The organism is Serratia sp. TMDUHS_CL, from assembly GCF_037137105.1.
Lineage (GTDB): Bacteria > Pseudomonadota > Gammaproteobacteria > Enterobacterales > Enterobacteriaceae > Serratia > Serratia nevei.
On record NZ_JBBBDV010000003.1, the window covers coordinates 535,911 to 558,018 of the forward strand.

The following is a 22,108-nucleotide window of genomic DNA, read 5'->3' on the forward strand; positions in this document are numbered from 1 at the left end:
TATGCGCGAGATCGTAGAGACCGGGCTGCCGGACATCGGCCAGCCTTTTTCCTGGGCCACCCGGGGCGGCGGCATGCTGTTTACCGCCCATGGCCCGGTGCGGGCGGACGGCAGCATCGAGACCGGCGCGCCGGAGCAACAGATTGCGTTAACCTTCGATAACCTGGCGCAGACGTTGAAGGCGGCGGGCAGCCACAGCGATAAGGTACTGCAGGTGATCGTTTATCTCACCGACGTCAACGACGTTAAATTGCTCGATGATATTTACCGGAAATACTTTAATTATCCTTATCCCAATCGTTCCACGGTTATTGTCGAAAAACTGGTGGTGCCGGGAATGAAAATAGAAATCACCGTCAGCGCCATCGCCTGATTTAATTTTTATTAAGTCTGTCTTCATATTAATTCAATAACGAGTTAAGGATGCGTCATGTTTAAACAGATTGCACCTTCTGCAGCCGATCCTATTATGTCGCTGATGGAAGCCTATTTGCAGGACCCCAATCCGAAAAAAGTGAATTTAGGCATTGGACTCTATTACGACCGGCAGGGGAATATTCCGCTGATGCAGGCGGTGGAGGCCGCCGAGCAGCGGTTGCTGGCGCTGCGTCGCCCGCACGGTTATCCGCCGATCGAAGGTTCGCCGCAGTTCGCTCGCCAGGTGCAGGCGCTGCTGTTCGGCGAGCAACAGGCGGTCGAGATCGCCACAGTGCAGACCGTCGGCGGCTCCGGTGCGCTAAAGTTGGCGGCGGATTTTTTGCGCCACTTTCTGGCGCGCGGTGACATTTGGGTGTCCGATCCCACCTGGGCCAATCACTGGGCGATATTTGAAGGCGCCGGGCTGCGGGTGAATACCTATCCCTACTTTGACGAAGCGGCGGGCGGCCTGCGTTTCGCCGCCATGCTCGACGCGCTGGACAGCCTGCCGCCCGGCAGCGTAGTCCTGTTGCATCCTTGCTGCCATAACCCGACCGGCACCGATCTGACGGCGGAGCAGTGGCGCGCCACGCTCGCCGTGCTGCAGCGGCGTAAGCTGCTGCCGCTGTTCGATATCGCCTATCAGGGCTTCGGCGACGGGCTGGAGGAGGATTGCTTTGCGTTGCGCGAAGCGCTGAAAACCGATCTGCCGTTTTTGGTCTGCAACTCGTTTTCCAAAAACGTGGCGCTGTACGGCCAGCGGCTGGGCGCGCTGTCGGTGCGCTGCGCCGATGCGGAAAACGCCGCCAACGTCAAAGGTGCGTTAAAAACGCTGATCCGCCGCAGCTACTCCTGCCCGCCGACGCACGGCAGCCAGATCGTGGAGACCCTGCTCGGCGACGCCGAACTCGGTGAGCTTTGGCGCAATGAGCTGGCGGAAATGCGCGTGCGCATCAAGCAGATGCGTGAGCAGCTGGCCGCCGGCCTGGCGCGGGGCGGCTCTTCGCTGGATCACCGGCGCATACGCGATCAGCGCGGCATGTTCAGCTATACCGGCCTGAACGAAGCGCAGCTGCAGACCCTGCGGCAGCGCTACGCCATCTATCTGGTTTCGCCCGGCCGCATGTGCCTGCCGGGGCTCAACCCCGGCAATATCGACTACGTGACCGCCGCCATTCTCGACGTCACCCGTACCGCCTAACTTCGCTCGGGAACACAGCCATGCCACAGATGAATGATTTTGAGCATATCGCCCGCCGTCAGGGCGGGTTGAACAAGCATCTTACCGCCGGGCAGATGTCGATGCTGGCGATCGGCGGCGCCATCGGCACCGGGCTGTTTCTCGGCAGCGCCTACGCCATTCAGATGGCGGGGCCGTCGGTATTGCTGAGCTACCTGATCGGCGGCGTTATTGCGCTACTGTTGATGGGCAGCCTGGCGGAAATGACCTCCGAACACCCGACGCCCGGCTCGTTCGGCGACTACGCCGAATTCTATCTTGGCCCGCTGTTCGGTTTTCTGGTGCGTTATTCCTACTGGTCTTGCGTGGTGCTGGCGGTGGGCACCGAAGTTACCGCCATCGGCATGTACATGCAGTTCTGGTTCCCGGCGACGCCGACCTGGCCGTGGGTGCTGCTGTTCTCGGCGGCGGTGATCGTCATCAATGTGATCGGCGTGAAGTCGTTCGGCCAGGTGGAATACGCGCTATCCACCGTCAAAGTGACGGCGATCGTGGCGTTCATTCTGATCGGCATCGGCATTCTGGCGTTCTCGGGCAACCCGGCCTACGGCCTGCGCAACCTGACCGCCGGCGGCTTCATGCCGTTTGGCGTCAAGGGCATGTGGTTCGCGGTGATCGTGTCCATCTTCAGCTACCTGAGCATTGAAATGATCGCGGTGGCCGCCGGCGAGGCGAAAAATCCGGTGATTGCGGTGAAGGCGGCGTTCAAGGGCACCATCGTGCGATTGTTCATCTTCTACATGCTGTCGATCGCCCTGATGCTGGCCATCGTGCCCTGGCGGCAGTCCGGCACCGGCGAAAGCCCGTTCCTGATGGCGATGAACGTGATCCATCTGCCCGCCGCCGCCGGTATTTTCAACTTTATCGTGCTGGTGGCGGCGCTGTCGGCGATGAACAGCCAGCTGTATATCACCACCCGCATGATGTTCTCGCTGTCGCGCGCCGGGCAGGCGCCGGCGGCGTTGGGGCGCGTCAGCCGGCGCGGCATTCCGGTCAATGCGCTGGCGATGTCGTGCATCGGCATCGTGGTGTCTATCGTGCTGAGCCTGGTGGCACCGGAAACGTCGTTCGCCGCCATGATGTCTATTTCGGTGTATGGCGCCTGCTTTACCTGGCTGATGATTTTCGTCACCCACCTGTTCTTCCGCCGCCGGCACCGGCAGACCCACCTGAAGTTCCGTATGTGGGGGTTCCCCTATACCACCTTGCTGGGCGCCGGGCTGATGGCGGCGCTGATGATCTCGACGGCGTTTACCGAATTTTTCCGCATGACGCTGTGGTTCGGTATTCCGTTCACCTTGCTGCTGGTGGTGGCTTATCACGTCCAGAGCCGCCGCGCGGCCGTGCCGTCGCCGTTCAAGGCGCCGGAGGTGGAGTAATAAGGGAAGGGGCTGAGGCGTGCCTCAGCCCCGGGGATTACAGCTGGCTTTTCGGGATCAGGTGGTCGCCGAAGCTCAGGCGTTGGCGGCCCGGTTCGATTTCGGTCAGCGGCGCCACTTCGTGCAGCGAGGATTTGCAGCGCTGTACCAGATCCTGATACTCGCGGGTGCCGGCGATCTTCCAGGCCAGCTCCTGTTCGGTCAGATCGCGCAGCACGCGTGCCGGGCTGCCGACCACCAGCTTGTTGGCTTCGATCACCGCCGCGGCTTTGACGAACGCCATCGCACCGACGATGGTGTTCTCGCCGATCTCCGCGCCGTCCATCACCACCGCGTTCATGCCCACCATCGCATTGCGGCGAATGCGGCAGCCGTGCAGGATGGCGCCGTGGCCGATATGGCCATCTTCTTCCACCACCGTGTCCTGCTGCGGGAAGCCGTGCATCACGCAGTTATCCTGAATGTTGGCGCCGTCACAGATCACCAGGCGGCCAAAATCGCCGCGCAGGCTGGCATTCGGGCCGATGTACACGTGCTTGCCGACGATCACGTCGCCGATCAGCACCGCCGTCGGGTGCACGTAACTGCTGGGGTCGACGACCGGCGTCAGGCCGTCAATGTGATACACAGGCATAGCGTGAGTTCCTTAAAATGTAGGGTCGCGCGGCAGGCCGCCGAAGCGCCGATAGTAGCCGGCGGCCGGCGCGGGCAGGGCGCCGATGGTGGTTTCCGCCAGCGCGCTGACGTACTCCGTCGCGGCGCGATCGACCTGCTGATAAAGATTGATGCACAGGTTGCGGGCGATCTGGCCCTCCCACTGCGCGGGCAGCAGCGCGTCCGGCAGCAGCGGATCTTTCAACACCACGCGACGGAAGAAGTGAATCAATAATAGCTTAATCTGGAAACAGCGCAGCGGCGTCAGCGCCGCCGGGTCGACTTCGCGCAGCAGCGCCATCAGCGGCCGGAAGGAGACGATAAATTCGTGATAGCCAGCCGCCACCTCGTTTAGCGACCAGCAGTCGGCCACCAAGTTCTGCAGGGTTTGCTCGGAGCGGTTATAGGGATAATCGGCGCGGAAGTAAATCACCTGCTCGCTGGCGTTCAGCTCGCCGAGCAGCGCCGTCACGTCGGTTTGCGCATGGGTGGGGGCGGCCATCAGGTTGCTGGCGATTTGCCCGAACCCGAGCCAGCCCAGCTCTTTTTTCAGCCGCGCGCGCTCGTTTTTTTCGGCGCTTTCCAGCAGCAACAGCTCCCACTTGCCGTCCCAGGCGGGCTGCTCGCGCAGATAGATTTTCGATTCGGCGTGGCGGAACTGGCGCATCCCTTGCTCGGTCACGCGGTAGAAGCTGCGGCGGCCTATTTTCTCCACCGCCAGCCAACCCTCTTTCTGCAGGCGGAACACCGAGGTGCGCACGAAGCGATCGCCGAAGCCGAAGGCTTCCAGCAGCGCGCTCAGGCTGCCGAGCCACACTTCGCCGCCGCGGTGGCTGAGCGCGTCGCCGTACAGCGAAATGATCAGCGAGGTGCCGCTGATCGGCTGCGCGTCGACGGCATGGCGAATGAACTCATCCAGTTTATGTTCCATATTTTTCCATGGGTTAGCCTTCGATGAGCCATAACATTACGCCTAATTTGGGGCGGCGTCATCCGTGACGCCGTGCGCCTCAGCGCGGCCGCAAATCGACCACGCGCTGCGCTTTGCCTTCCGAGCGCGGAATATCGCCGCAGTTGGCGATGCTGACGTCGGTGCTGACGCCCACGATCGATTTGATGTGGTGGCGCAGCTGGTGGCAGATGTCGCAACGCTGCTGGTGGCTGAGGCTGAGCGCCGATTCTTTCAGTTCGACGCGCACCGCCAGCGTGTCCAGGTGCCCGCTGCGGCTGACCTGCAGCTGGTAGTGCGGCGACAGCTGCTCGAACTGCATGATCTGCTCTTCCACCTGCGACGGGAAGACGTTGACGCCGCGGATGATCAGCATGTCGTCGGAGCGGCCGGTGATCTTGCCCATGCGGCGCATCTGGCGCGCGTCGCCCGGCAGCAGCCGGGTGAGATCGCGGGTGCGGTAGCGGATCACCGGCAGCGCTTCTTTGGTCAGGGTGGTGAACACCAGTTCGCCGTGTTCGCCGTCCGGCAGGGCGATGCCGGTTTCCGGGCAGATGATCTCCGGCAGGAAGTGGTCTTCCCAAATGGTAGGGCCGCCGCCGCTCTCCAGACACTCCATCGCCACGCCCGGCCCCATCACTTCCGACAGGCCGTAAATATCCAGCGCCTTGATGCCCATGCGGGTTTCGATTTCGTGGCGCAGGGCTTCGGTCCAGGGTTCAGCACCGAACACGCCGAGCCGCAGCGAGCAGCCGCGCGCGTCGCCGCCCATCTTGCGCTCCAGCTCGTCGATCAGCGTCAGGCAATAGGACGGCGTCACCATGATGATGTCGGGTTTGAAATCGAGGATCAGCTGTGCCTGGCGTTCCGTCTGGCCGCCGGACATCGGGATCACCGTCGCGCCGAGCCGCTCTGCGCCGTAGTGCGCGCCCAGGCCGCCGGTGAACAGGCCGTAACCGTAGGCGACGTGCACCTTATCTTTGGCGGTGGCGCCGCCGGCGCGCAGACAGCGGGCGACGATATCGGCCCAGTTATCGATGTCGCGCTGGGTGTAACCCACTACCGTCGGGCGGCCGGTGGTGCCCGAGGAGGCGTGGATGCGCACCACCTGTTCCATCGGCACCGCGAAGGTGTCGAACGGGTAGTTGTCGCGCAGATCCTGCTTGGTGGTGTAGGGGAAGCGCGCCAGATCGCTCAGCTGTTTGAGATCGTCGGGGTGCACGCCGGCTTGGTCAAATTTGCGTTTGTACATCGGCACATTGTCGTAGGCGTGGTGCAGCGTCCACTTCAGACGCGTCAGCTGCAACGCTTCAATCTCATCGCGCGAGGCGAATTCGATCGTTTCGAGGGGCTGTGGATTTATTGTCATGGTTAGCCTCAGGGGTCAGACACGCTCAATGATCATGGCGATGCCTTGGCCGACGCCGATGCACATGGTGCAAAGCGCGTAGCGGCCGGCTCGCCGTTCCAGTTCAAACAGGGCGGCCAGCGCCAGGCGCGCGCCGCTCATGCCCAGCGGATGCCCCAGGGCGATCGCGCCGCCGTTGGGGTTGACCTGCGGGGCATCGTCCGGCAGGCCAAGCTGGCGCATCACCGCCAACGCCTGGGCGGCGAACGCTTCGTTCAGTTCGATAACGTCCATCTGCGCCAGGCTCAGCCCGGCGATTTCCAGCACCTTGCGGGTGGCCGGCAGCGGGCCGATGCCCATCAGCCGCGGCTCCACGCCGCAAGTGGCGGTGGCAACGATGCGCGCGCGCGGCGTCAGCCCCTGGCGCGCCGCCATCGCTTCGGAGGCGACGATCAGGGCCGCCGCACCGTCGTTCAGGCCCGAGGCGTTGCCGGCGGTGACGCTGCCGGGCTGACGGAACGGGGTTTTCAGCGCCTGCAGCTGATCAAAGGTGGTGTCGGCGCGCGGGTGTTCATCCTGGCTGAACAGCATCACCGCGCCTTTTTTGCCGGTGAGGCTGACCGGGGCTATCTCCTGCGCCAAGTGGCCCAGCGCCTGCGCCCGGGCGGCGCGCTGCTGGCTGCGCAGCGCAAAGGCGTCCTGATCGGCACGGCTGATGTTGAACTGCGCCGCGACGTTTTCGGCGGTCTCCGGCATTGAATCGGTGCCGAACTCGGCCTGCATCCGCGGATTGACGAAGCGCCAGCCGAGGGTGGTGTCGTACAGCTGCGCCTGGCGGCTGAAGGCGCTGTCGGCCTTGCCCATCACCAGCGGCGCGCGGGTCATCGATTCCGCACCGCCCGCCAGCAGCAGCCCGGCGTCACCGGCCTTGATGCTGCGCGCCGCCATCGCCAGCGCATCCAGGCCCGAACCGCACAGGCGGTTCACCGTGGTGCCGGACACGCCGACCGGCACGCCGGCCAGCAGCAGCGCCATGCGTGCCAGGTTGCGGTTGTCTTCCCCGGCCTGGTTGGCGCAGCCGAGGATCACGTCGTCCAGCTGCGCCCAATCGACCTGCGGATGGCGTTCCAACAGCACGCGCAGCGGCAGGGCGGCGAGGTCGTCGGCGCGCACCTGGGCCAGCGCGCCGCCATAGCGGCCGATCGGGGTACGCACGCCGTCGCAGATAAATGCCTGATTCATGCCTGATCTCCTAAAATGCTGTGGCCGAGGCGGTGCGCGCGGCCGCGGAACCAGGCGACGGTTTTGCCCCGTTGGTTAACGATTTCGACGTCATACAGCCCGGTGGCTTTGCCCTGATGGCGCATCTCCGCGCTGGCGGTGAGGCGATCGCCGGCCAGCGCCGGGCGGACGAAGTCGATGCTGCAGCCGGAGGCCACCGCCGCCAGCCCCTGGCTGTTGCAGGCGTAGGCGAAGGCGGTGTCCGCCAGGCTGAACAGCTGGCCGCCGTGGCAGGTCTGGTGGCCGTTGAGCATCTGCGGGCCGACGGTCATGCTGACCTGAGCGTACCCGGCGTCGACGGCATCGATGTGCATCCCCATCGCCTGAGCGCAGGTATCTTGTTGGAACATCTGTTCGGCGCAGCGCTGAGCCAGCGCGAGCGGCGTATTGGCGTTCATCGTTCGGCTCCTGAGAAAGAGGCGGGGGAAGCGTAGCGGCGCAGCAGCGGCATCGGGCGATAGCGCGCTTCGCCGTAATAGCGTTGCAGGTTTTCCAGCGTCGCCAGAATGTGGCGCCAGCCGAGCGCGGCGCCCCAGGCAAGCGGCCCGCGCGGATAGTTGACGCCGCGCAGCATCGCCAGATCGGTATCTTCGGCGTTTGCGACGCCTTTGTTCACCACGTCGAGCGCTTCGTTGGCCAGCATGGCCAGGGTGCGCATCGTCAGCAGGCCGGGGTAATCCGGCAACGGAATGACCTGCTTGCCGAGGGACTGCAGCAGGCGAATCGCTTTGGCATTGTGTTGCGCATCGTTTTGCGCCGCGCAGCTGATGGCGATGGCGGAGGCATGCGCATAGTCGGCACAGAGATCGAACAGCACCACGGGCGTTCCACGTTCGTCGGCCAGTTGGCCGGCGGCTTTACCATTGGTTAACATCAGTGTAACGTCGTCGATCGTGACGTGTGGGCTGGTCTGGCCAGGTTGTTTGATCGCCCCCGCATTTTCGCTTAACAGCTGCGCCAAATCGGCCAGCGAAGACCAGTCGCCGTGCAGCGTAACGCGTTGCGGCAGTGCGCCCTGCGCCGGTGGAGCAAAAGCGATCTCGGCGGTGGGGATCTGCGTGTCGTAGCGGTAGAAACCGCGGCCGGATTTACGGCCGAGGTGCCCGGCGGCCACCAACTCCTGCTGCACCAGTGAGGGCGTGAAGCGCGGATCCTGATAGAAGGCCTGATACACCGATTCGGTCACGGCGTAATTGACGTCCTGGCCGATCAGATCGGTCAACTGCAGCGGGCCCATGGCGAAACCGCCGGCGTCGCGCAATACCGCATCCAGCGTGGCGGCGTCGGCCACCTGTTCCTCCAGCGCGCGCAGGGTTTCGGCATAGAACGGCCGCGCCACGCGGTTGACGATAAATCCCGGCGTCGAGCGGCACACGACGCTCTGCTTACCCCAGCGCTGTGCCAGGGCCTGCAGCGCGGCGAGGGTCTCGGCGCCGGTCTCCAGGCCGCTGACGATCTCCACCAGCTTCATCAGCGGCGCCGGGTTGAAGAAGTGCAGCCCGGCCATGCGGGCCGGGTGTTGCAGTGCCCCGGCGATGGCGGTGATCGACAGCGAAGAGGTATTGCTGGCGAACAGCGTCGTGGGTGCGCAGAGCGCCTCCAGATCGCGGAACAGGCCCTGTTTGATCGCCAGATTTTCCGCCACCGCTTCAATCACCAGCGTGCAGTCGGCCAACTGCTCGAACGAGTCGGCGCATTCGAGGCGCGCCAGCAGGGCTTCGGTGGGCGTGGCGTCGGCCTTGCCGTCGTCGACCCGCTGGCGCAGGCGGCGAGCGAGATCGTCGATCGCGCGCTGGGCGGCGGCGGGCGCGATATCGAACAGCCGCACCGGGTGGCCGGCGGCGGCGGCCACCTGGGCGATGCCGATGCCCATGGTGCCGGCGCCGATCACCGCCACCTGGCCGTTAAGAAGGGGCGCGTTCATGGCTATTTCCCGCTGAAGTTTGGCGTGCGTTTGGCAAAGAACGCGCTGACGCCTTCGCGATAGTCGTCGCTGCGGCCGCCCAAGCGCTGCAGGTCGCGCTCCAGATCGAGCTGCTGATCGAGGCTGTTGGTGGCCGAGCTGTAGAGGGCTTTCTTGATCAGCCCCAGGCCGTAGGTCGGCTGGGTGGCCAGATGGCGCGCCAGCGTTTGCGTGCGGTCGGCCAATTCATCCGCCGGCACTACCTGCCAGATCATGCCCCACGCCAGCGCCTGTTGGGCGCTGATTTTGTCACCCAGCATGGCCATGCCCATCGCGCGGGCGTGGCCGGCCAGCCGCGGCAGGAACCAGCTGCCGCCGGAGTCAGGCACCAGCCCCAGACGGCAGAACGACTGAATGAAGCTGGCATTGTCGGCGGCGATGACGATATCGCACGCCAGGGCCAGCGCGGCGCCGGCGCCGGCCGCCACGCCGTTGACCGCGCACACCACCGGCTTCGGCAGGGCGGTCAGGCGACGGATCAGGGGGTTGTAGAAACGTTCGACCGACAGGCCGAGATCCGGCGCCTGTTGATCGGCGCTGACGTTGCGATCGTTGAGATCCTGCCCGGCGCAGAAACCGCGCCCGGCGCCGGCGATCAGCAGGCAGCGCACGCTGTCGTCGCGCTCGGCTTGCGTCAGCGCTTCACTCAGCTGGCGATGCATCTCGTCGTTAAAGCTGTTGAGCCGATCCGGCCGGTTGAGGGTCAGCGTCAACACGCCGGCGTCGAGATGGCTGAGAATCAATGCGTTATCCATAAATCAGCGCCCCTGATAGTTTGGCGTACGTTTTTCGAAAAAGGCGGCGATGCCTTCGCGGCGATCGTCGGTGGCGGCCAGGGTGACGAACTGCTGACGCTCCATCGTCAGCCCCTGGCTAAGGCCGATTTCCTCGGCCTGTTTCAGCGCCTGTTTGGCGGCGCGCAGCGCCAGCGGCGCCTGACGGCTGATGCGATCGGCAATCTGCTGCGTGCGTTCCAGCGTCAGGGCATCGACGCACACTTCGCTGATAAGGCCGGCCTGCAACGCGGTGCAGGCGTCGATGGGCTCGCCGGTCAGCACCATCTGGCTGGCGCGCGACTTGCCGACGCAGCGGATCAGACGCTGGGTGCCCCCGGCGCCCGGCATCAGGCCGAGGGTGATCTCCGGCAGGCCGAAGCGGGCGCTTTCGCCGCCGATGACGATGTCGCAGGCCAGCGCCAGCTCGCAGCCGGCGCCCAGGGCATAACCGTTCACCGCCGCCAGCAGCGGCTTGCTGAACTGCGCCAGCCGCTGCCACAGCTGCGGACGGCGATCCGCCAGCGCGGCCGGCAGATCCTGCTGTTGCAGTTCGCGCAGATCGGCGCCGGCGGCGAAGAAGCGCGCCGCACCGGCGATCACTACGGCGCCCACGCCGCTGTCGGCGTCGGCCTGCTCCAGGCGAGCAACCAGCTGTTCCAGGCACGGCGTGCTCAGGGCGTTGCGCGCCTCCGGGCGATGCAGCGTCAGCGTGACCACGCGGTGCTGCTGCTGATGCAAAATAAAGGGGGTGTCCATCGCGGCTCCTAGACGTCGAAGTCCAATACCACGCCGTCGCCTTTCGGCCACGACTGGCAGCTCAATACGTAGCCTGCCGCCAGCTGATCCGGCTCCAGGCTGTAGTTGACGCCCATCTCCACCTGGCCGGCCTTCAGACGGCACTTGCAGGTGGCGCATACGCCGCCTTTGCAGGCGTAGGGCAGGTCGGCGCCCTGGCGCAGCGCGGCGTCGAGAATGCTGTCGTCCTGTCCGCCGACCTCGATATCCAATCGGCGGCCGTCGAGCAGGATCGCCACTCGGGTGGCGTTGCGATCGCCGCTGCTTCGCGGGCGGGCGACCAGGCCGCTGGTGTTGAAGCGTTCGCTGTGGATGTGGTTGGCCGGGACGCCGGCCTGTTCCAGCACGGTTTGCGCGTCGTCCATCATCGATTCCGGCCCGCAGATAAACGCGTGGTCATAGTCGCGGAAATCCAGCAGCGCGCTGCCGATCGCCGTCAGGCGTTCACGGTCGATGCGGCCGCTGAGCAGCGGGCTGTCGAGACTTTCCTGGCTGAACAGATACAGCTGCTGAAAACGCTGCGGGTAGCGGTTTTTCAGATCCGACAGCGCCTCTTTGAACATCATCGAACGGCTGTTGCGGTTGCCGTAGATCAGGGTGAAGCTGCTGCCCGGTTCGAGCAGCAGCGTCGCCTTGATGATCGACAGCATCGGCGTGATGCCGGAGCCGGCGGCGATCGCCAGGTAGTTGCCGTGGCGCTCTGCCTGCGGCTGGTAGCCGAAGCGCCCCTGAGGCACCATCACCTCCAGCGCGTCGCCGACCTTCAGCATGCGGTTGACGAAGCCGGAGAAGCGCCCCTGGTCAATCGCCTTCACGCCGATCTGCAGCAGGCCTTCCTGCGGCGAACTGCAGATCGAGTAGCAACGCCGCAGCTCTTCGCCGTTGACCAACGCCTTGAGCGTCAGGTGCTGGCCGGGGGTATAGCGGTATTGGTTTTGCAGCTCTTCGGGCACCCGCAGGGTGATGGCTACGGCGTCCGGCGTTTCGCGCTCGATGGCGGCGACGTTCAGGCGATGAAAGACCGTCATGGTGTCAGCGCTCCTATATGCATTTGAAATAATCGAACGGTTCCCGGCAGTCGCAGCAGCGGTACAGCGCTTTACAGGCGGTGGAGCCGAACTCGCTGATCTTCTCGCTGTGGGTGCTGCCGCAGCGCGGGCAGGCTACCGGGCCGTGGGCGTGCGGCCGATCGCAGGTGTGGCCCTGCGGTGGCGCTACGCCGTATTGCCGCAGCCGCTCGCGGGCGTCGGCGTTCATCCAGTCGGTGGTCCAGGCCGGGCTGAGGCGAATGTCCACCTGCACCGGGCTGAAGCCGGCGGCCGCCAGCCGCTGCTCGATGGCGTTGAGCAAAAATTCGGTGGCCGGGCAGCCGGAATAGGTTGGGGTGAAGGTCACGCGCCAGCCCGCGCCGTCGCGCGCTACGTCGCGCACCATGCCCAAATCGGTGATCGACAGCACCGGCAGTTCGGGATCGCTGATCTGCTGCAGGCAGTGCCAAATCTGCGGGATTTCGGCGGGTTGCAAACGGGTGACGTTCATCGTGGCCTCCTACCATTGACCGTTTGGATAGGCGCGCTGCAGGAACTGCATTTCCGCCAGCAGCGGGCCGAGGTGTTCGCTGTGCCGGCCTTGCTTGCCGCCGTGCCGGAACGCCTGCTCGGCAGGCAGCGCCAGCGTCGCCTGGCGCAGCGTCTCTTCCACCTGCGCTTGCCAGGGGGCCTGCAGTTCGCGCGGATCGACGGCGATGCCTTGTTCTGCCAGTTCCAGCTCCAGCGCGTCGGCGTGGAACAGCTCGGCGGTGAACCGCCACAGGTTATCCAGCGATTGCTGGATCTTGCGGTGGCTGACGTCGTTGCCGTCGCCCAGGCGGATCATCCAGCCGTGGCTGAAGCGCAGGTGATAATCGGCCTCCTTCAATGACTTGGCGGCGATGGCGGCGATCTGCGCATCGCGGCTGCGGCTCAGCGCCTGGTGCAGCTGTACGTGGTAGGCATCGAGCAGGAACTGACGCACCAGCGTGTCGTTGAAACCGCCGTTCGGCTGCTCCGCCAACAGCAGGTTATGAAACTGGCGCTCGTCGCGGCCGAAGGCCAGGCTGTCTTCGCTGCAGAGCGGGCCGGCCAGTTCGGCGGCGTAACCCAGAAAGTTGCGCGCCTGGCCGAGCAGATCGAGCCCGATGTTGGCCAACGCCAGATCGATTTCCAGCTCGGGCGCGTGGCCGCACCAGGCGCACAGGCGCTGGGCGAGGATCAGAGGCGTGTCGCCCTGGCGGAGCAAATAGCTGATGCGCGGATCGTTAACCGTCATGGTCGCCTCTACATGTTCTTGATGCCGTCGGGAATGGTGTAAAACGTCGGATGACGGTAGATCTTGTCTTCGGACGGATCGAAGAACGCGCCGCGATCTTCCGGCTGCGAGGCGATCAGATGGCGCGACTGCACCACCCAGATCGAGCAGCCTTCGTTGCGGCGCGTATAGGCGTCGCGGGCATTTTCCAGCGCCATTTGGTCGTCGGCGGCGTGCAGGCTGCCGACGTGGCGATGCGCCAGCCCTTGTTTGCTGCGGATAAACACTTCATACAGCGGCCATTCAACGTGGCTCATGATCTCGGTTCCTTATGTTGGCTATGCGGCGGAGGCGGCGTTTTTCGCGGCGTGGGCCATGGCGCCGTCGCGTACCCAGGAGCCGTCTTCCCAGGCGCGGCGTTTGGCCTGAAGGCGTTCGTGGTTGCATTGACCGCGCCCTTTGATCACCTCATGCAGTTCGCTCCAGTCGATCTCGCCGAAGCGATAGTGGCCGGCGGCCTCGTCCCAGGTAAGGCTCGGGTCCGGCGCCGTCATGCCCAGCGCCTCAAGCTGCGGCACGGTGTTGTCGACGAATTTCTGCCGCAGCTCATCGTTGCTGTGGCGTTTGATTTTCCACGCCATGCTCTGGGCGCTGTGGGGGGAGTCGGCGTCGCTCGGGCCAAACATCATCAGCACCGGCCACCAGAAGCGATCGATAGCGTCCTGCAACATGGCGCGCTGCGTGTCGCTGCCGTTGGCCATCGCCATCACCGCCTCGTAGCCCTGGCGCTGGTGGAAGCTTTCCTCTTTGCAGATTTTCACCATCGCCCGCGCATAGGGGCCGTAGGACGCGCGGCACAGCGCCACCTGGTTGACGATGGCGGCGCCGTCGACCAGCCAGCCGATCACGCCGATATCCGCCCAGTTGAGCGTGGGGTAATTGAAGATAGAGGAGTACTTCATCTTGCCGTCGAGCATCTTTTGGTAGATGTCCTGGCGCGAACAGCCGAGGGTCTCGGCGGCGCTGTAGAGGTACAGACCGTGGCCGGCTTCGTCCTGCACCTTGGCCAGCAGCACCGCCTTGCGGCGCAGCGTGGGGGCGCGCGTCAGCCAGTTGGCTTCCGGCAGCATGCCGATGACTTCCGAGTGGGCGTGTTGGCCAATCTGCCGAATCAGGTTCTGACGGTAGGCGTCCGGCATCCAGTCTTTGGCCTCAATGGCGATGTCCGCCGCGATCTTGTCGTCGAAATGCTGCTGATACTGTGCGTCAGTTGTCATGCTTGCCTCTTGGTGATTCGTATTTTTCACATTAAACATAAAAATGTGAATCACTTTAACTAACCATAAGGCTACAAACTGATAACAAAAAGATCAAACGTAATTCATGTGGTTTTGCGAGGTTACTCACAAGGTTATTTGTTATTTTGTTGATTTTATTTGATAAATAAAGTGATTGATTCCTTGTTTATAGCAGGTTAAATGCCCTGAAAGCGTCTTTTGTTTTCTTTTTGTTAAAATTTGGTTTGGCGCGGACTGGCATTTATGTGATACGTAATTAAGCTATAGGGTGAAAATTTATGAATTTTGGAGGGCACATGCAGCAGTTACACAGTTATCTTTCTGGCGCCTGGGTGTACGGGCAGGGAGAGGGGCGCGAGATCCGCCACGCCGTGACCGGCGAGGCGCTGTACCAGGTTTGCTCCGACGGCCTGCCGTTGGCGGCGAGCCTGAGCTATGCGCGCAGCCACGGCGGCCCGGCGCTGGCGAACATGACATTCCAGCAGCGCGCCCAGATGCTGAAAGCGGTGGCGAAACACCTGTTGGCGCACAAAGAGGCGCTGTATCAGATTTCCTATCAAACCGGCGCGACGCGCAGCGACGGCTGGGTTGATATTGAGGGCGGTATCGCCACGCTGTTCGCCTATGCCGGCATGGCCGGCCGCGATCTGCCGGACGATACCCTGTGGCCGGAAGACGAGCTGATCCCATTGTCGAAACAGGCGCAGTTCGCCGCCCGCCACGTGCTGACCTCGCGCCCCGGCGTGGCGCTGCACATCAACGCCTTCAACTTCCCGTGCTGGGGCATGCTGGAAAAACTGGCGCCGACCTGGCTGGCGGGCATGCCGGCCATCATCAAGCCGGCCACCGCTACCGCGCAGCTGACGCAGGCGATGGTCAGGCTGATTGTCGACAGCGGGCTGGTGCCGGAAGGGGCGCTGCAGCTGGTTTGCGGCGGCGTCGGCGACATGTTTGCGCATCTGGATTATCAGGATGCGGTGACTTTCACCGGTTCGGCGCAGACCGGACAGCGGCTGCGGGCACACCCGCGCCTGCTGGAGAAATCGATCGCGTTCACCATGGAGGCGGATTCGCTCAACTGCTGCGTGCTGGCAGAAGACGTGACGCCGGAGATGCCGGAGTTTGCGCTGTTCATCAAAGAAGTGTGCCGTGAAATGACCGCCAAGGCGGGGCAGAAATGCACCGCGATCCGCCGCATCATCGTGCCGGCGGCGCAGGTGGCGGCCGTGCGTCAGGCCTTGTTGCAGCGCCTGGCGGGGGTGACGGTGGGCGATCCGCAGCTGGAACAGGTGCGCATGGGGGCGTTGGTCAGCCACGAGCAGCGTGATGATGTGCAAAGCAAGGTGGATTTCCTGCTGCGCAACGGCTGCGAACCACTCTGTGGCGCGGCGCAGGATAAGCTGGAAGTCCTCGGTGACGGTGCGCGCGGCGGGGCGTTTTATCCGCCGACCCTGCTGTATTGCGCCGATCCGCTCACCCATCAGGCGGTGCACGGCACTGAGGCCTTCGGCCCGGTGGCGACGCTGATGCCGTATGCGGATACCGAGCAGGCGATCGCGTTGGCGTTGCTGGGGCAGGGCAGCCTGGCGGGATCGCTGGTGACTGCCGATCCGGCATTGGCCAAGCGCTTCATTCGCGCGGCGGCCTGCGCCCACGGCCGCATGTTGATTTTGGATGAGCAGGCGGCGGCGGAGTCCACCGGCCACGGTTCGCCGTTGCCGATGCTGGTGCACGGCGGCCCGGGGCGCGCCGGCGGCGGTGAAGAGCTGGGCGGGCTGCGCGCGGTGAAGCACTATATGCAGCGCACGGCGATCCAGGGCAGCCCGGCGATGCTGGCGGCCATCGGCGGCGAATGGGTGCGCGGCGCGCCGGTCGTCGAGCATCCGGTGCATCCGTTCCGGAAATACTTCGAGCAGCTGCAGCTGGGCGACAGCCTGTTGACCGCGCGCCGCACCGTGACCGAAGCGGATATCGTCAACTTCGCCTGCCTGAGCGGCGACCATTTCTACGCGCACATGGACAAGATCGGCGCCGCCGACTCGCTGTTCGGCGAACGGGTGGCGCACGGTTACTTTGTGGTGTCCGCCGCGGCCGGGCTGTTTGTTGACGCCGCCGTCGGGCCGGTGATCGCCAACTACGGCATGGAGAATCTGCGCTTTATCGAGCCGGTGAAGATCGGCGATACCATTCAGGTGCGGTTGACCTGCAAAAAGAAAATCCGCAAGCCGCAGAAAACCGCCGAAGATCGCCCGCACGGCGTAGTGGTGTGGGATGTGCAGGTGTTGAATCAGGAACAGCAGCCGGTGGCGCTGTACAGCATTCTGACGCTGGTGGCGCGCCAACAGGGGGATTTCGAGGCGTGATGCGCGTTTGCCGCCGCCGGTAACGCCGACGGCGGCAAATCAGTCAGATCAACGGCTGGCCGCGCAGCTGTTCCAACACTTTCAGCGGTGAACGTTGCGGATCCTGCATTTTATTCACCGGCAGCAGGAAGGTCTGTTCCAGCATAAACTGGCCGCCCATCGCGGCGTGCGGCGTTTGGTCCGAGAAGCAAATCCAGCTGCTGCCCGGCGGGAACGCCAGCGCCAGCTGTGGGCCACGCTGCTGATAATCGCCATCGGCCTTCATGGCGTCATGCAACTGCAGCATCAGGTGGTCATAATGGCTGCGGCGGGTTTTGGTGATGCGCACCTGGTGCTGCAGCCAGCTGCTTAACGCAGAATAGCGGGCCAGACGCGGCATAAAGCGTTCAGCCAGCTCAGGGAACGGCTCGCCGACCCGCCATTGGCGATGTTCACCGTGCGGATTGATGTTGGTGAAAATGCGCAGAATGCGTTCGCCGTAGTTCGGGCGCGACGGGAAAGCGTCGACGTGCAGCCGGCTGTCGTCTTTGCGCCAGGAGCTATTGGCGCGCCAGGCGGAGACCGGATGCAAACGCAGGCTGCCGGTTGGGTGGTGCAGCGCCTCCTGATACTCGGGCAACAGCCCGGCGATCAGCTGACGGCACGACTGGTAATAGCGCTCCAGCAGTTGCTGAACCTGCTGCCGGCGTTCCGCGACGGCGACGCCGGTCAGCTTGCCGGACAGCGGCTGATAGCTGATGTTCTTGCGCTTCGGATCGACCAACGCCGGATCCAGCAGCGGCATTTCCTGCTCAGACAGGGTGAAGGCCAGCTCGGGCAGAAACAGCACCTTGCCCTGTTCCAGTTCGCTGACCGCGCTGGAGGCTTCTTGCGCCGCCCATTGTCGCAACGGCAGCGTCAGAACGGCCCGTTCACGCGTAATATCGCCAGTAGGCATGAGATCTCCTTGCAAATCTATATCGCTTTATTCCCGTCTTTCAGGTTGCCGCGTGGTTGGCTGCACTGGCTTGCGCAGTGGCTGGCTGGAGCGGCGCCAGAAATTTTTGCGCCGGTCGCCCAATTGCAACGTGAAATTTGCGGGTTCTATTATGGATGTATCAGCAGGGCGCAGTGCGCCGAAGCGTGCGATGGCTTCCTGATATATAGAATAGTCCTGATAAGAGTATCACCGGCAACGCCAATAAATAGTAAACGGGGGCTAAACCGGGCCTGGCGTAGGCACGAATAATCAAAAATGGCACGAATGGGTTGTTGAATGGCGCAATTCTTATCTTATTGAATTATATTGTAAATTAATATCCTGCTTATTTATTGGCGTTATTTCATTCAGAGAGCGGGGCGAGTCGGTGAAATAATGTTGCGGAGGGAAACTATTTCATTTTTGCCGGGTGAATAAATCGGGCCGCCAAATTTTGGTGACCCGATGATTGCTTAAGCGCCGTAAATGCAGTTTTTGCCTTTTTTCTTGGCCTGATACAGCGCGCTGTCCGCCTCATTGATAAAGCTGATCGGCGTATCGTTGTACATATGCGGCACTTTGGCGCAGATGCCGATGCTGATGGTAACGATGCCGTGCGGGTTGCCCTGATGCGGAATTTTCAGATCGCGCACCGCCTGGATGACGCGTTCGGCGAAAATCAGCGCGCCCTGCACGTCGGTATCCGGCAGGATAATCCCCATCTCTTCGCCGCCGTAGCGCGCCAGAATGTCGTTGCTGCGGCACGCCAGCCCCTTCAGCGTTTGGCCGATTTGCTGCAGGCACTGGTCGCCGGCGACGTGGCCATAGCTGTCGTTGTACTGCTTGAAGTAGTCGATATCCAGCATCAGCAGCGCCACGCTGCGGTAGTTGCGCGAAGCCCGCGCCAGCTCGTTCTTCAGCGCGATATCAAACTGGCGGCGATTGGCCAGACCGGTCAGGCCGTCCAGCAGCGCCAACTCTTCGAGCATCTGGTTGATGCTGGTCAGCTGATCGCGGGTGCGCATCAGCTCGGCTTCGGTTTGCATGCTGTGCTTGATTTGCCGCAGCAGCACCATGCCCATCGCCAACAGGATCATCAGCAGAGAGAGGCCGCCGGCGGCAAACAGGCCGGCGTCGGTGCGCCAGTCCGCCAGCGCGTCGCGCTTCGACAGCCCGGCGGCGATCACCAGCGGAAAGCGATTGACCCGCGAATAGCCGTAGATGCGCTCCACTTTGTCGTACAGCGAGGTGATGGTGGCGTTGCCGAACTCCGAATGCGGTAAAATTTCGCTGAACAACACGCCCTTGGCGATGTTTTTACCGATCGAGGCCGCTGAGTAAGGGCGACGGTAAAGGATGGTGCCGTCCGCCAGCAGCAGGTTCAACGAGGCGTCGGTGTTGAGGGCGAAGCTGTCGTAAAACTGGCGGAAATAATCGACGTACAGCGTCGCCAGCACCACGCCGCCAAAGCTGCCGTCCGGGTTGTTGAAGCGCCGTGATACGGGGATGATCAGATCGCCGCTAGTGCGGCTGCGGATCACCTTGCCGATGTACAGACCGCCGCCGTCGCGGTTTTGATGGTATTTGAAGTAATCACGATCGGCGTTGTTGGCGTTCTTGATGAACTTGCCCGAGGAGGTCGCCAGCCAGCGGCCGCGCGCATCGTAGATAAACAGCCCATGCAGCTGCGGCAGATTGCCGACCTGCGTCTGCATGACGCGCTGCAGCCGCGTCAGCTGCGATGGGCCCAGCCCGTCGTTCTGGAGACGTTCGGTCAGATCGAGCAGATTGCCGTCCACCTGCATGAAGGTATCGTCGGCGTGCTGCGCCAGCGAGCGGGCGAGGTTGGCGGATTCATGCTCGGCGCTGCGCAGATCGCGCTGGTGCGCGTTCCAGATTTGCCAGCTGTTAAAGAGGATCAGCGTGGCGGCAACGATGATGACAAACACGCCGGCCTGAAATAATAATGGGGAGCTTTTAACGCTGCGCGGCGGCACGGCATCCTGTATGGGTTGCTGCTGAGTCATGTCACCCTTGTGGTTTGATTACTATTCAATTTGAGTTAAGAGCAATCCTATATTTTATGCATAAATGCGCCAGACCTCTAGCCCTTAACGAGGCGATACGGAGAAAGGCATGCCGCAATCTGCCTCTGTGGCGGTGTGAAGACTACGGAGTAAAGAGTCAATGTCGGATTACATCATGATCGCTTTACTGACGCTGGCGGTGTATTACCCCCTTACGCTGGGGGCGCTGGCGGGGATGATGTACATCGCCTGGCGGCGCCGCCGATCGCCCTATTGGCGGTTGGGGTTGGTGCTGTTGACGCTGCTGTTCGTGCTGTTCGCCAAGGCGGCGTATGACTGGCACCGCTATAGCTAGCGGCGCCATGGCGGGTTATTCGACGTTGATCATCCAGTTGACGCCAAATTTATCGGTCAGCATGCCGAAGCCTTTGGCCCAAAAGGTGGCCTGGTAAGGCATCGTCACCTGGCCGCCCTGCGCCAGATTATCGAACAGCTTGCGCCCTTGCTCCGCATCGCTGGGGTTCAGCGACAGCGAGAAGCCTTTATGGGAAGCGCCGCCGCTGTCGTCCTGCGGGCAGCCGTCGGAGGCCATCAGCACGCCGTCGCCGATCAGCAGGCGCGCATGCATGATCGCCTCCGGGTTGACGTCCTGTGGCCCGCCTTGCCGAGCCTCTTCGGGCATTTCTTTGTAACGCATGACCATTTCAATTTTGGCATTCAACTGCTGCACGTAGAAGTTAATCGCTTGCTCACAGTTACCGCTGAAAAACAGATAGGGTTGTACCAGCATGACATTGACCTCGGTTGTGACCCGACAGGCAACGACCGGCCCGCGGGCAGGAAGAAATGGTTGCTGGCGGCAATGATTGCCGTCGGTGACTTATTAGTGTAGTTCCCTTGGCGAAGAATGCTTGTGCGAGGCGAGCGCGCCTTCGCCAGCGGTGTGGCGGGCGAAGGCACGAGGGCGTTAATACAGCGAAGGTTCGCCGGGCGGACGGGTTTTAAACCGGCGGTGCAGCCACATGTACTGATCGGGTGCCAGCAGCACCTGTTCTTCCACCACGCGGTTCATCATGGCCGCCGCGCGCGTTTCATCGTCCAGCGGGAAGTCCTTCAGCGGCGACTGTACGATCAGCTCATAGCCCTGCGCATGCGGCAGTCGGCGCGGCACGAAAGGCACGATCGACGGCCGCCCCATGCGCGCCAGGATAAAGGTACCGGTTGTCGTGGCGGCGTTTTCAACGGCGAAGAACGGCGCGAACACGCTGCTTTGCGGGCCGTAATCGTGATCCGGCGCGTACCACAGGATTTCCCCCTGTTTCAGGTTGCGGATCATGCCTTTGATATCTTTACGATCGATCATGAACTTATTCGAGCGCAGCCGGCCGCGGGTCTGGACCCACTCCATCAGCTTGTTGTTATGCGGGCGATGCACGCCGATACCGGGATTTTGCATGCCGAAAATGCGCGCGCCCAGTTCCAGCGTCAGGAAATGCAGGCCGATCAGCAGAACGCCTTTGCCGTCCTGGCGTGCCAGCTGCATGTTTTCCATGCCGCTCACCTTGAACCAGCGGGCGATGCGCCAGTCGGGCCAGAACCAGGCCATGCCGACTTCGAACAGGCCCATGCCGACGGACTCAAAATTTTTGACGATCAGCGCCTCGCGCTCGGCGGCGGGCATTGCGGGGAAGCAGAGTGCTAAATTGCGGCGCGCTATTTTTACCCGGCGTTTCATCAGGCGCATGGCTATTCTGCCGAGGCCGTGTCCAAGCCGATATATGAGCGGGTAGGGCAGTAACACCAAGAGATAGAGCATTCCTAGCCCTATCCACAGCAACCAATAACGAGGGCGCAAGAATTCGCGCTCAAAGCGTTGGTTTGAAAGCATTTTTCCTGTTCTTCCTTTTCTTTCCCAATGGGACCTTAACCCAAATTGTTATACGGCGAATGATAGAACATTTGGTGCTAAATAGGGTTTTCCATTAATGCTTTTTTTTGCGCTTTATTTAGCAACGCACGGATAACGGGGCAAGTTAGGATTTTTACCGAGGAAAAGGAGGATATTTACCGCTATTTCAACCGGCTGACGCAATTGAAAAATAAAGACACAATTAAGCGCATCGCAAAAGTGACAACCGCTATGTAACCTTAGAGAAACAGTAACGCGGCGGAACCGTCCCAAACGGCGGCCAGCGCGTACAGTAGTGCGAGAATCAGGATGAACGGGGCATTGAACATGGGCGTTTCCTCCCGGAGATTTGTTTAAAGTTTAGTCTGTCGAGATGACAGTAGGATGAAATTAGATCGTTTTTTGTACGGTGAAATTCAGACGGACGGAAATGGGTAAACCGCTGATTTTTTACTATAGTCATAG

Annotated in this window: 22 protein-coding genes; 5 read left to right on the top strand and 17 right to left on the bottom strand. The window is 62.5% G+C overall.

Annotated features, from left to right (window positions below; translation table 11 throughout):
- The first annotated feature begins 1 nt into the window (after position 1).
- Genes WCL58_RS09560 through WCL58_RS09570 form a run of 3 tightly spaced genes read left to right on the top strand, consistent with a single transcriptional unit; the run spans position 2 to position 3,036 of the window.
- Positions 2-373 (top strand): RidA family protein, encoded by a 372-nt coding sequence (locus WCL58_RS09560; RefSeq protein ID WP_060420560.1) that lies wholly within the window; start codon positions 2-4, stop codon positions 371-373.
- A 57-nt stretch (positions 374-430) separates the two neighbouring features.
- On the top strand, positions 431-1,618 hold the full coding sequence (locus WCL58_RS09565) for an amino acid aminotransferase (RefSeq protein ID WP_180547416.1): 1,188 nt from the start codon (positions 431-433) through the stop codon (positions 1,616-1,618).
- 20 nt (positions 1,619-1,638) lie between these two features.
- Positions 1,639-3,036 (top strand): amino acid permease, encoded by a 1,398-nt coding sequence (locus WCL58_RS09570; protein WP_087763114.1) that lies wholly within the window; start codon positions 1,639-1,641, stop codon positions 3,034-3,036.
- 37 nt (positions 3,037-3,073) lie between these two features.
- On the opposite strand, the gene paaY is transcribed toward WCL58_RS09570, so the two are convergent.
- From paaY to paaA, 13 genes are all read right to left on the bottom strand, one after another.
- Positions 3,074-3,670, bottom strand: coding sequence for a phenylacetic acid degradation protein PaaY (gene paaY / locus WCL58_RS09575; protein ID WP_336850991.1), 597 nt, complete (start codon positions 3,668-3,670; stop codon positions 3,074-3,076).
- A 12-nt stretch (positions 3,671-3,682) separates the two neighbouring features.
- Positions 3,683-4,621, bottom strand: a complete 939-nt coding sequence (gene paaX, locus WCL58_RS09580; protein WP_060439657.1) for a phenylacetic acid degradation operon negative regulatory protein PaaX — start codon at positions 4,619-4,621, stop codon at positions 3,683-3,685.
- Positions 4,622-4,700: 79 nt separating this feature from the next.
- Positions 4,701-6,008, bottom strand: a complete 1,308-nt coding sequence (gene paaK / locus WCL58_RS09585; RefSeq protein WP_049201370.1) for a phenylacetate--CoA ligase PaaK — start codon at positions 6,006-6,008, stop codon at positions 4,701-4,703.
- A gap of 15 nt (positions 6,009-6,023) precedes the next feature.
- Entirely contained in the window at positions 6,024-7,229 is a 1,206-nt protein-coding gene (pcaF, locus tag WCL58_RS09590) for a 3-oxoadipyl-CoA thiolase (RefSeq protein ID WP_060439659.1), read from the bottom strand.
- Complete coding sequence (gene paaI / locus WCL58_RS09595; protein WP_060439661.1) at positions 7,226-7,666, bottom strand: hydroxyphenylacetyl-CoA thioesterase PaaI; 441 nt, start codon at positions 7,664-7,666, stop codon at positions 7,226-7,228. Before paaI ends, pcaF begins: the two co-directional genes overlap by 4 nt.
- Positions 7,663-9,192, bottom strand: coding sequence for a 3-hydroxyacyl-CoA dehydrogenase (locus tag WCL58_RS09600; protein ID WP_336850996.1), 1,530 nt, complete (start codon positions 9,190-9,192; stop codon positions 7,663-7,665). The genes paaI and WCL58_RS09600 overlap by 4 nt, the downstream gene beginning before the upstream one ends.
- A 2-nt stretch (positions 9,193-9,194) precedes the next feature.
- Positions 9,195-9,986, bottom strand: coding sequence for a 2-(1,2-epoxy-1,2-dihydrophenyl)acetyl-CoA isomerase PaaG (paaG, locus tag WCL58_RS09605; RefSeq protein ID WP_033635102.1), 792 nt, complete (start codon positions 9,984-9,986; stop codon positions 9,195-9,197).
- A gap of 3 nt (positions 9,987-9,989) precedes the next feature.
- Positions 9,990-10,763, bottom strand: a complete 774-nt coding sequence (gene paaF / locus WCL58_RS09610) for a 2,3-dehydroadipyl-CoA hydratase PaaF (protein ID WP_060439667.1) — start codon at positions 10,761-10,763, stop codon at positions 9,990-9,992.
- Between the two features lie 8 nt (positions 10,764-10,771).
- Entirely contained in the window at positions 10,772-11,830 is a 1,059-nt protein-coding gene (paaE, locus tag WCL58_RS09615) for a 1,2-phenylacetyl-CoA epoxidase subunit PaaE (RefSeq protein WP_336850998.1), read from the bottom strand.
- Between the two features lie 13 nt (positions 11,831-11,843).
- Positions 11,844-12,341: a 1,2-phenylacetyl-CoA epoxidase subunit PaaD gene (gene paaD / locus WCL58_RS09620; protein ID WP_033653577.1), complete on the bottom strand. Its 498-nt coding sequence runs from the start codon at positions 12,339-12,341 to the stop codon at positions 11,844-11,846.
- Positions 12,342-12,350: 9 nt separating this feature from the next.
- Positions 12,351-13,109, bottom strand: a complete 759-nt coding sequence (paaC, locus tag WCL58_RS09625; RefSeq protein ID WP_197756353.1) for a 1,2-phenylacetyl-CoA epoxidase subunit PaaC — start codon at positions 13,107-13,109, stop codon at positions 12,351-12,353.
- A gap of 8 nt (positions 13,110-13,117) precedes the next feature.
- Positions 13,118-13,405, bottom strand: a complete 288-nt coding sequence (gene paaB / locus WCL58_RS09630) for a 1,2-phenylacetyl-CoA epoxidase subunit PaaB (protein ID WP_004935173.1) — start codon at positions 13,403-13,405, stop codon at positions 13,118-13,120.
- Between the two features lie 21 nt (positions 13,406-13,426).
- Entirely contained in the window at positions 13,427-14,365 is a 939-nt protein-coding gene (gene paaA / locus WCL58_RS09635; RefSeq protein WP_336851000.1) for a 1,2-phenylacetyl-CoA epoxidase subunit PaaA, read from the bottom strand.
- 317 nt (positions 14,366-14,682) lie between these two features.
- Between paaA and paaZ the strand changes: the two genes are divergently transcribed.
- Entirely contained in the window at positions 14,683-16,749 is a 2,067-nt protein-coding gene (gene paaZ, locus WCL58_RS09640; protein ID WP_070914604.1) for a phenylacetic acid degradation bifunctional protein PaaZ, read from the top strand.
- A 43-nt stretch (positions 16,750-16,792) separates the two neighbouring features.
- On the opposite strand, the gene WCL58_RS09645 is transcribed toward paaZ, so the two are convergent.
- Both WCL58_RS09645 and WCL58_RS09650 read right to left on the bottom strand, forming a co-directional pair.
- Positions 16,793-17,686 (bottom strand): Kdo hydroxylase family protein, encoded by an 894-nt coding sequence (locus tag WCL58_RS09645; RefSeq protein WP_060420598.1) that lies wholly within the window; start codon positions 17,684-17,686, stop codon positions 16,793-16,795.
- 494 nt (positions 17,687-18,180) lie between these two features.
- A complete protein-coding gene (locus tag WCL58_RS09650; protein ID WP_060420601.1) occupies positions 18,181-19,734 on the bottom strand; it encodes a sensor domain-containing diguanylate cyclase in 1,554 nt (517 codons plus the stop codon).
- Positions 19,735-19,894: 160 nt separating this feature from the next.
- Between WCL58_RS09650 and WCL58_RS09655 the strand changes: the two genes are divergently transcribed.
- Positions 19,895-20,089 carry a hypothetical protein gene (locus WCL58_RS09655; RefSeq protein WP_159318155.1) on the top strand — a complete coding sequence of 65 codons (195 nt, stop codon included), beginning with the start codon at positions 19,895-19,897 and terminating at the stop codon, positions 20,087-20,089.
- Positions 20,090-20,104: 15 nt separating this feature from the next.
- On the opposite strand, the gene yjdN is transcribed toward WCL58_RS09655, so the two are convergent.
- Both yjdN and WCL58_RS09665 read right to left on the bottom strand, forming a co-directional pair.
- Complete coding sequence (gene yjdN, locus WCL58_RS09660) at positions 20,105-20,524, bottom strand: VOC family metalloprotein YjdN (RefSeq protein ID WP_336851001.1); 420 nt, start codon at positions 20,522-20,524, stop codon at positions 20,105-20,107.
- A 177-nt stretch (positions 20,525-20,701) separates the two neighbouring features.
- On the bottom strand, positions 20,702-21,622 hold the full coding sequence (locus WCL58_RS09665) for a Kdo(2)-lipid IV(A) acyltransferase (RefSeq protein ID WP_336851002.1): 921 nt from the start codon (positions 21,620-21,622) through the stop codon (positions 20,702-20,704).
- Positions 21,623-22,108 lie beyond the last annotated feature (486 nt).

Coding starts and splice junctions, on each gene's coding strand:
- WCL58_RS09560 (WP_060420560.1), top strand. CDS start 2: ATGCGCGAGATCGTAGAGACCGGGCTGCCGGACATCGGCCAGCCTTTT.
- WCL58_RS09565 (WP_180547416.1), top strand. CDS start 431: ATGTTTAAACAGATTGCACCTTCTGCAGCCGATCCTATTATGTCGCTG.
- WCL58_RS09570 (WP_087763114.1), top strand. CDS start 1,639: ATGCCACAGATGAATGATTTTGAGCATATCGCCCGCCGTCAGGGCGGG.
- paaY (WP_336850991.1), bottom strand. CDS start 3,670: ATGCCTGTGTATCACATTGACGGCCTGACGCCGGTCGTCGACCCCAGC.
- paaX (WP_060439657.1), bottom strand. CDS start 4,621: ATGGAACATAAACTGGATGAGTTCATTCGCCATGCCGTCGACGCGCAG.
- paaK (WP_049201370.1), bottom strand. CDS start 6,008: ATGACAATAAATCCACAGCCCCTCGAAACGATCGAATTCGCCTCGCGC.
- pcaF (WP_060439659.1), bottom strand. CDS start 7,229: ATGAATCAGGCATTTATCTGCGACGGCGTGCGTACCCCGATCGGCCGC.
- paaI (WP_060439661.1), bottom strand. CDS start 7,666: ATGAACGCCAATACGCCGCTCGCGCTGGCTCAGCGCTGCGCCGAACAG.
- WCL58_RS09600 (WP_336850996.1), bottom strand. CDS start 9,192: ATGAACGCGCCCCTTCTTAACGGCCAGGTGGCGGTGATCGGCGCCGGC.
- paaG (WP_033635102.1), bottom strand. CDS start 9,986: ATGGATAACGCATTGATTCTCAGCCATCTCGACGCCGGCGTGTTGACG.
- paaF (WP_060439667.1), bottom strand. CDS start 10,763: ATGGACACCCCCTTTATTTTGCATCAGCAGCAGCACCGCGTGGTCACG.
- paaE (WP_336850998.1), bottom strand. CDS start 11,830: ATGACGGTCTTTCATCGCCTGAACGTCGCCGCCATCGAGCGCGAAACG.
- paaD (WP_033653577.1), bottom strand. CDS start 12,341: ATGAACGTCACCCGTTTGCAACCCGCCGAAATCCCGCAGATTTGGCAC.
- paaC (WP_197756353.1), bottom strand. CDS start 13,109: ATGACGGTTAACGATCCGCGCATCAGCTATTTGCTCCGCCAGGGCGAC.
- paaB (WP_004935173.1), bottom strand. CDS start 13,405: ATGAGCCACGTTGAATGGCCGCTGTATGAAGTGTTTATCCGCAGCAAA.
- paaA (WP_336851000.1), bottom strand. CDS start 14,365: ATGACAACTGACGCACAGTATCAGCAGCATTTCGACGACAAGATCGCG.
- paaZ (WP_070914604.1), top strand. CDS start 14,683: ATGCAGCAGTTACACAGTTATCTTTCTGGCGCCTGGGTGTACGGGCAG.
- WCL58_RS09645 (WP_060420598.1), bottom strand. CDS start 17,686: ATGCCTACTGGCGATATTACGCGTGAACGGGCCGTTCTGACGCTGCCG.
- WCL58_RS09650 (WP_060420601.1), bottom strand. CDS start 19,734: ATGACTCAGCAGCAACCCATACAGGATGCCGTGCCGCCGCGCAGCGTT.
- WCL58_RS09655 (WP_159318155.1), top strand. CDS start 19,895: ATGTCGGATTACATCATGATCGCTTTACTGACGCTGGCGGTGTATTAC.
- yjdN (WP_336851001.1), bottom strand. CDS start 20,524: ATGCTGGTACAACCCTATCTGTTTTTCAGCGGTAACTGTGAGCAAGCG.
- WCL58_RS09665 (WP_336851002.1), bottom strand. CDS start 21,622: ATGCTTTCAAACCAACGCTTTGAGCGCGAATTCTTGCGCCCTCGTTAT.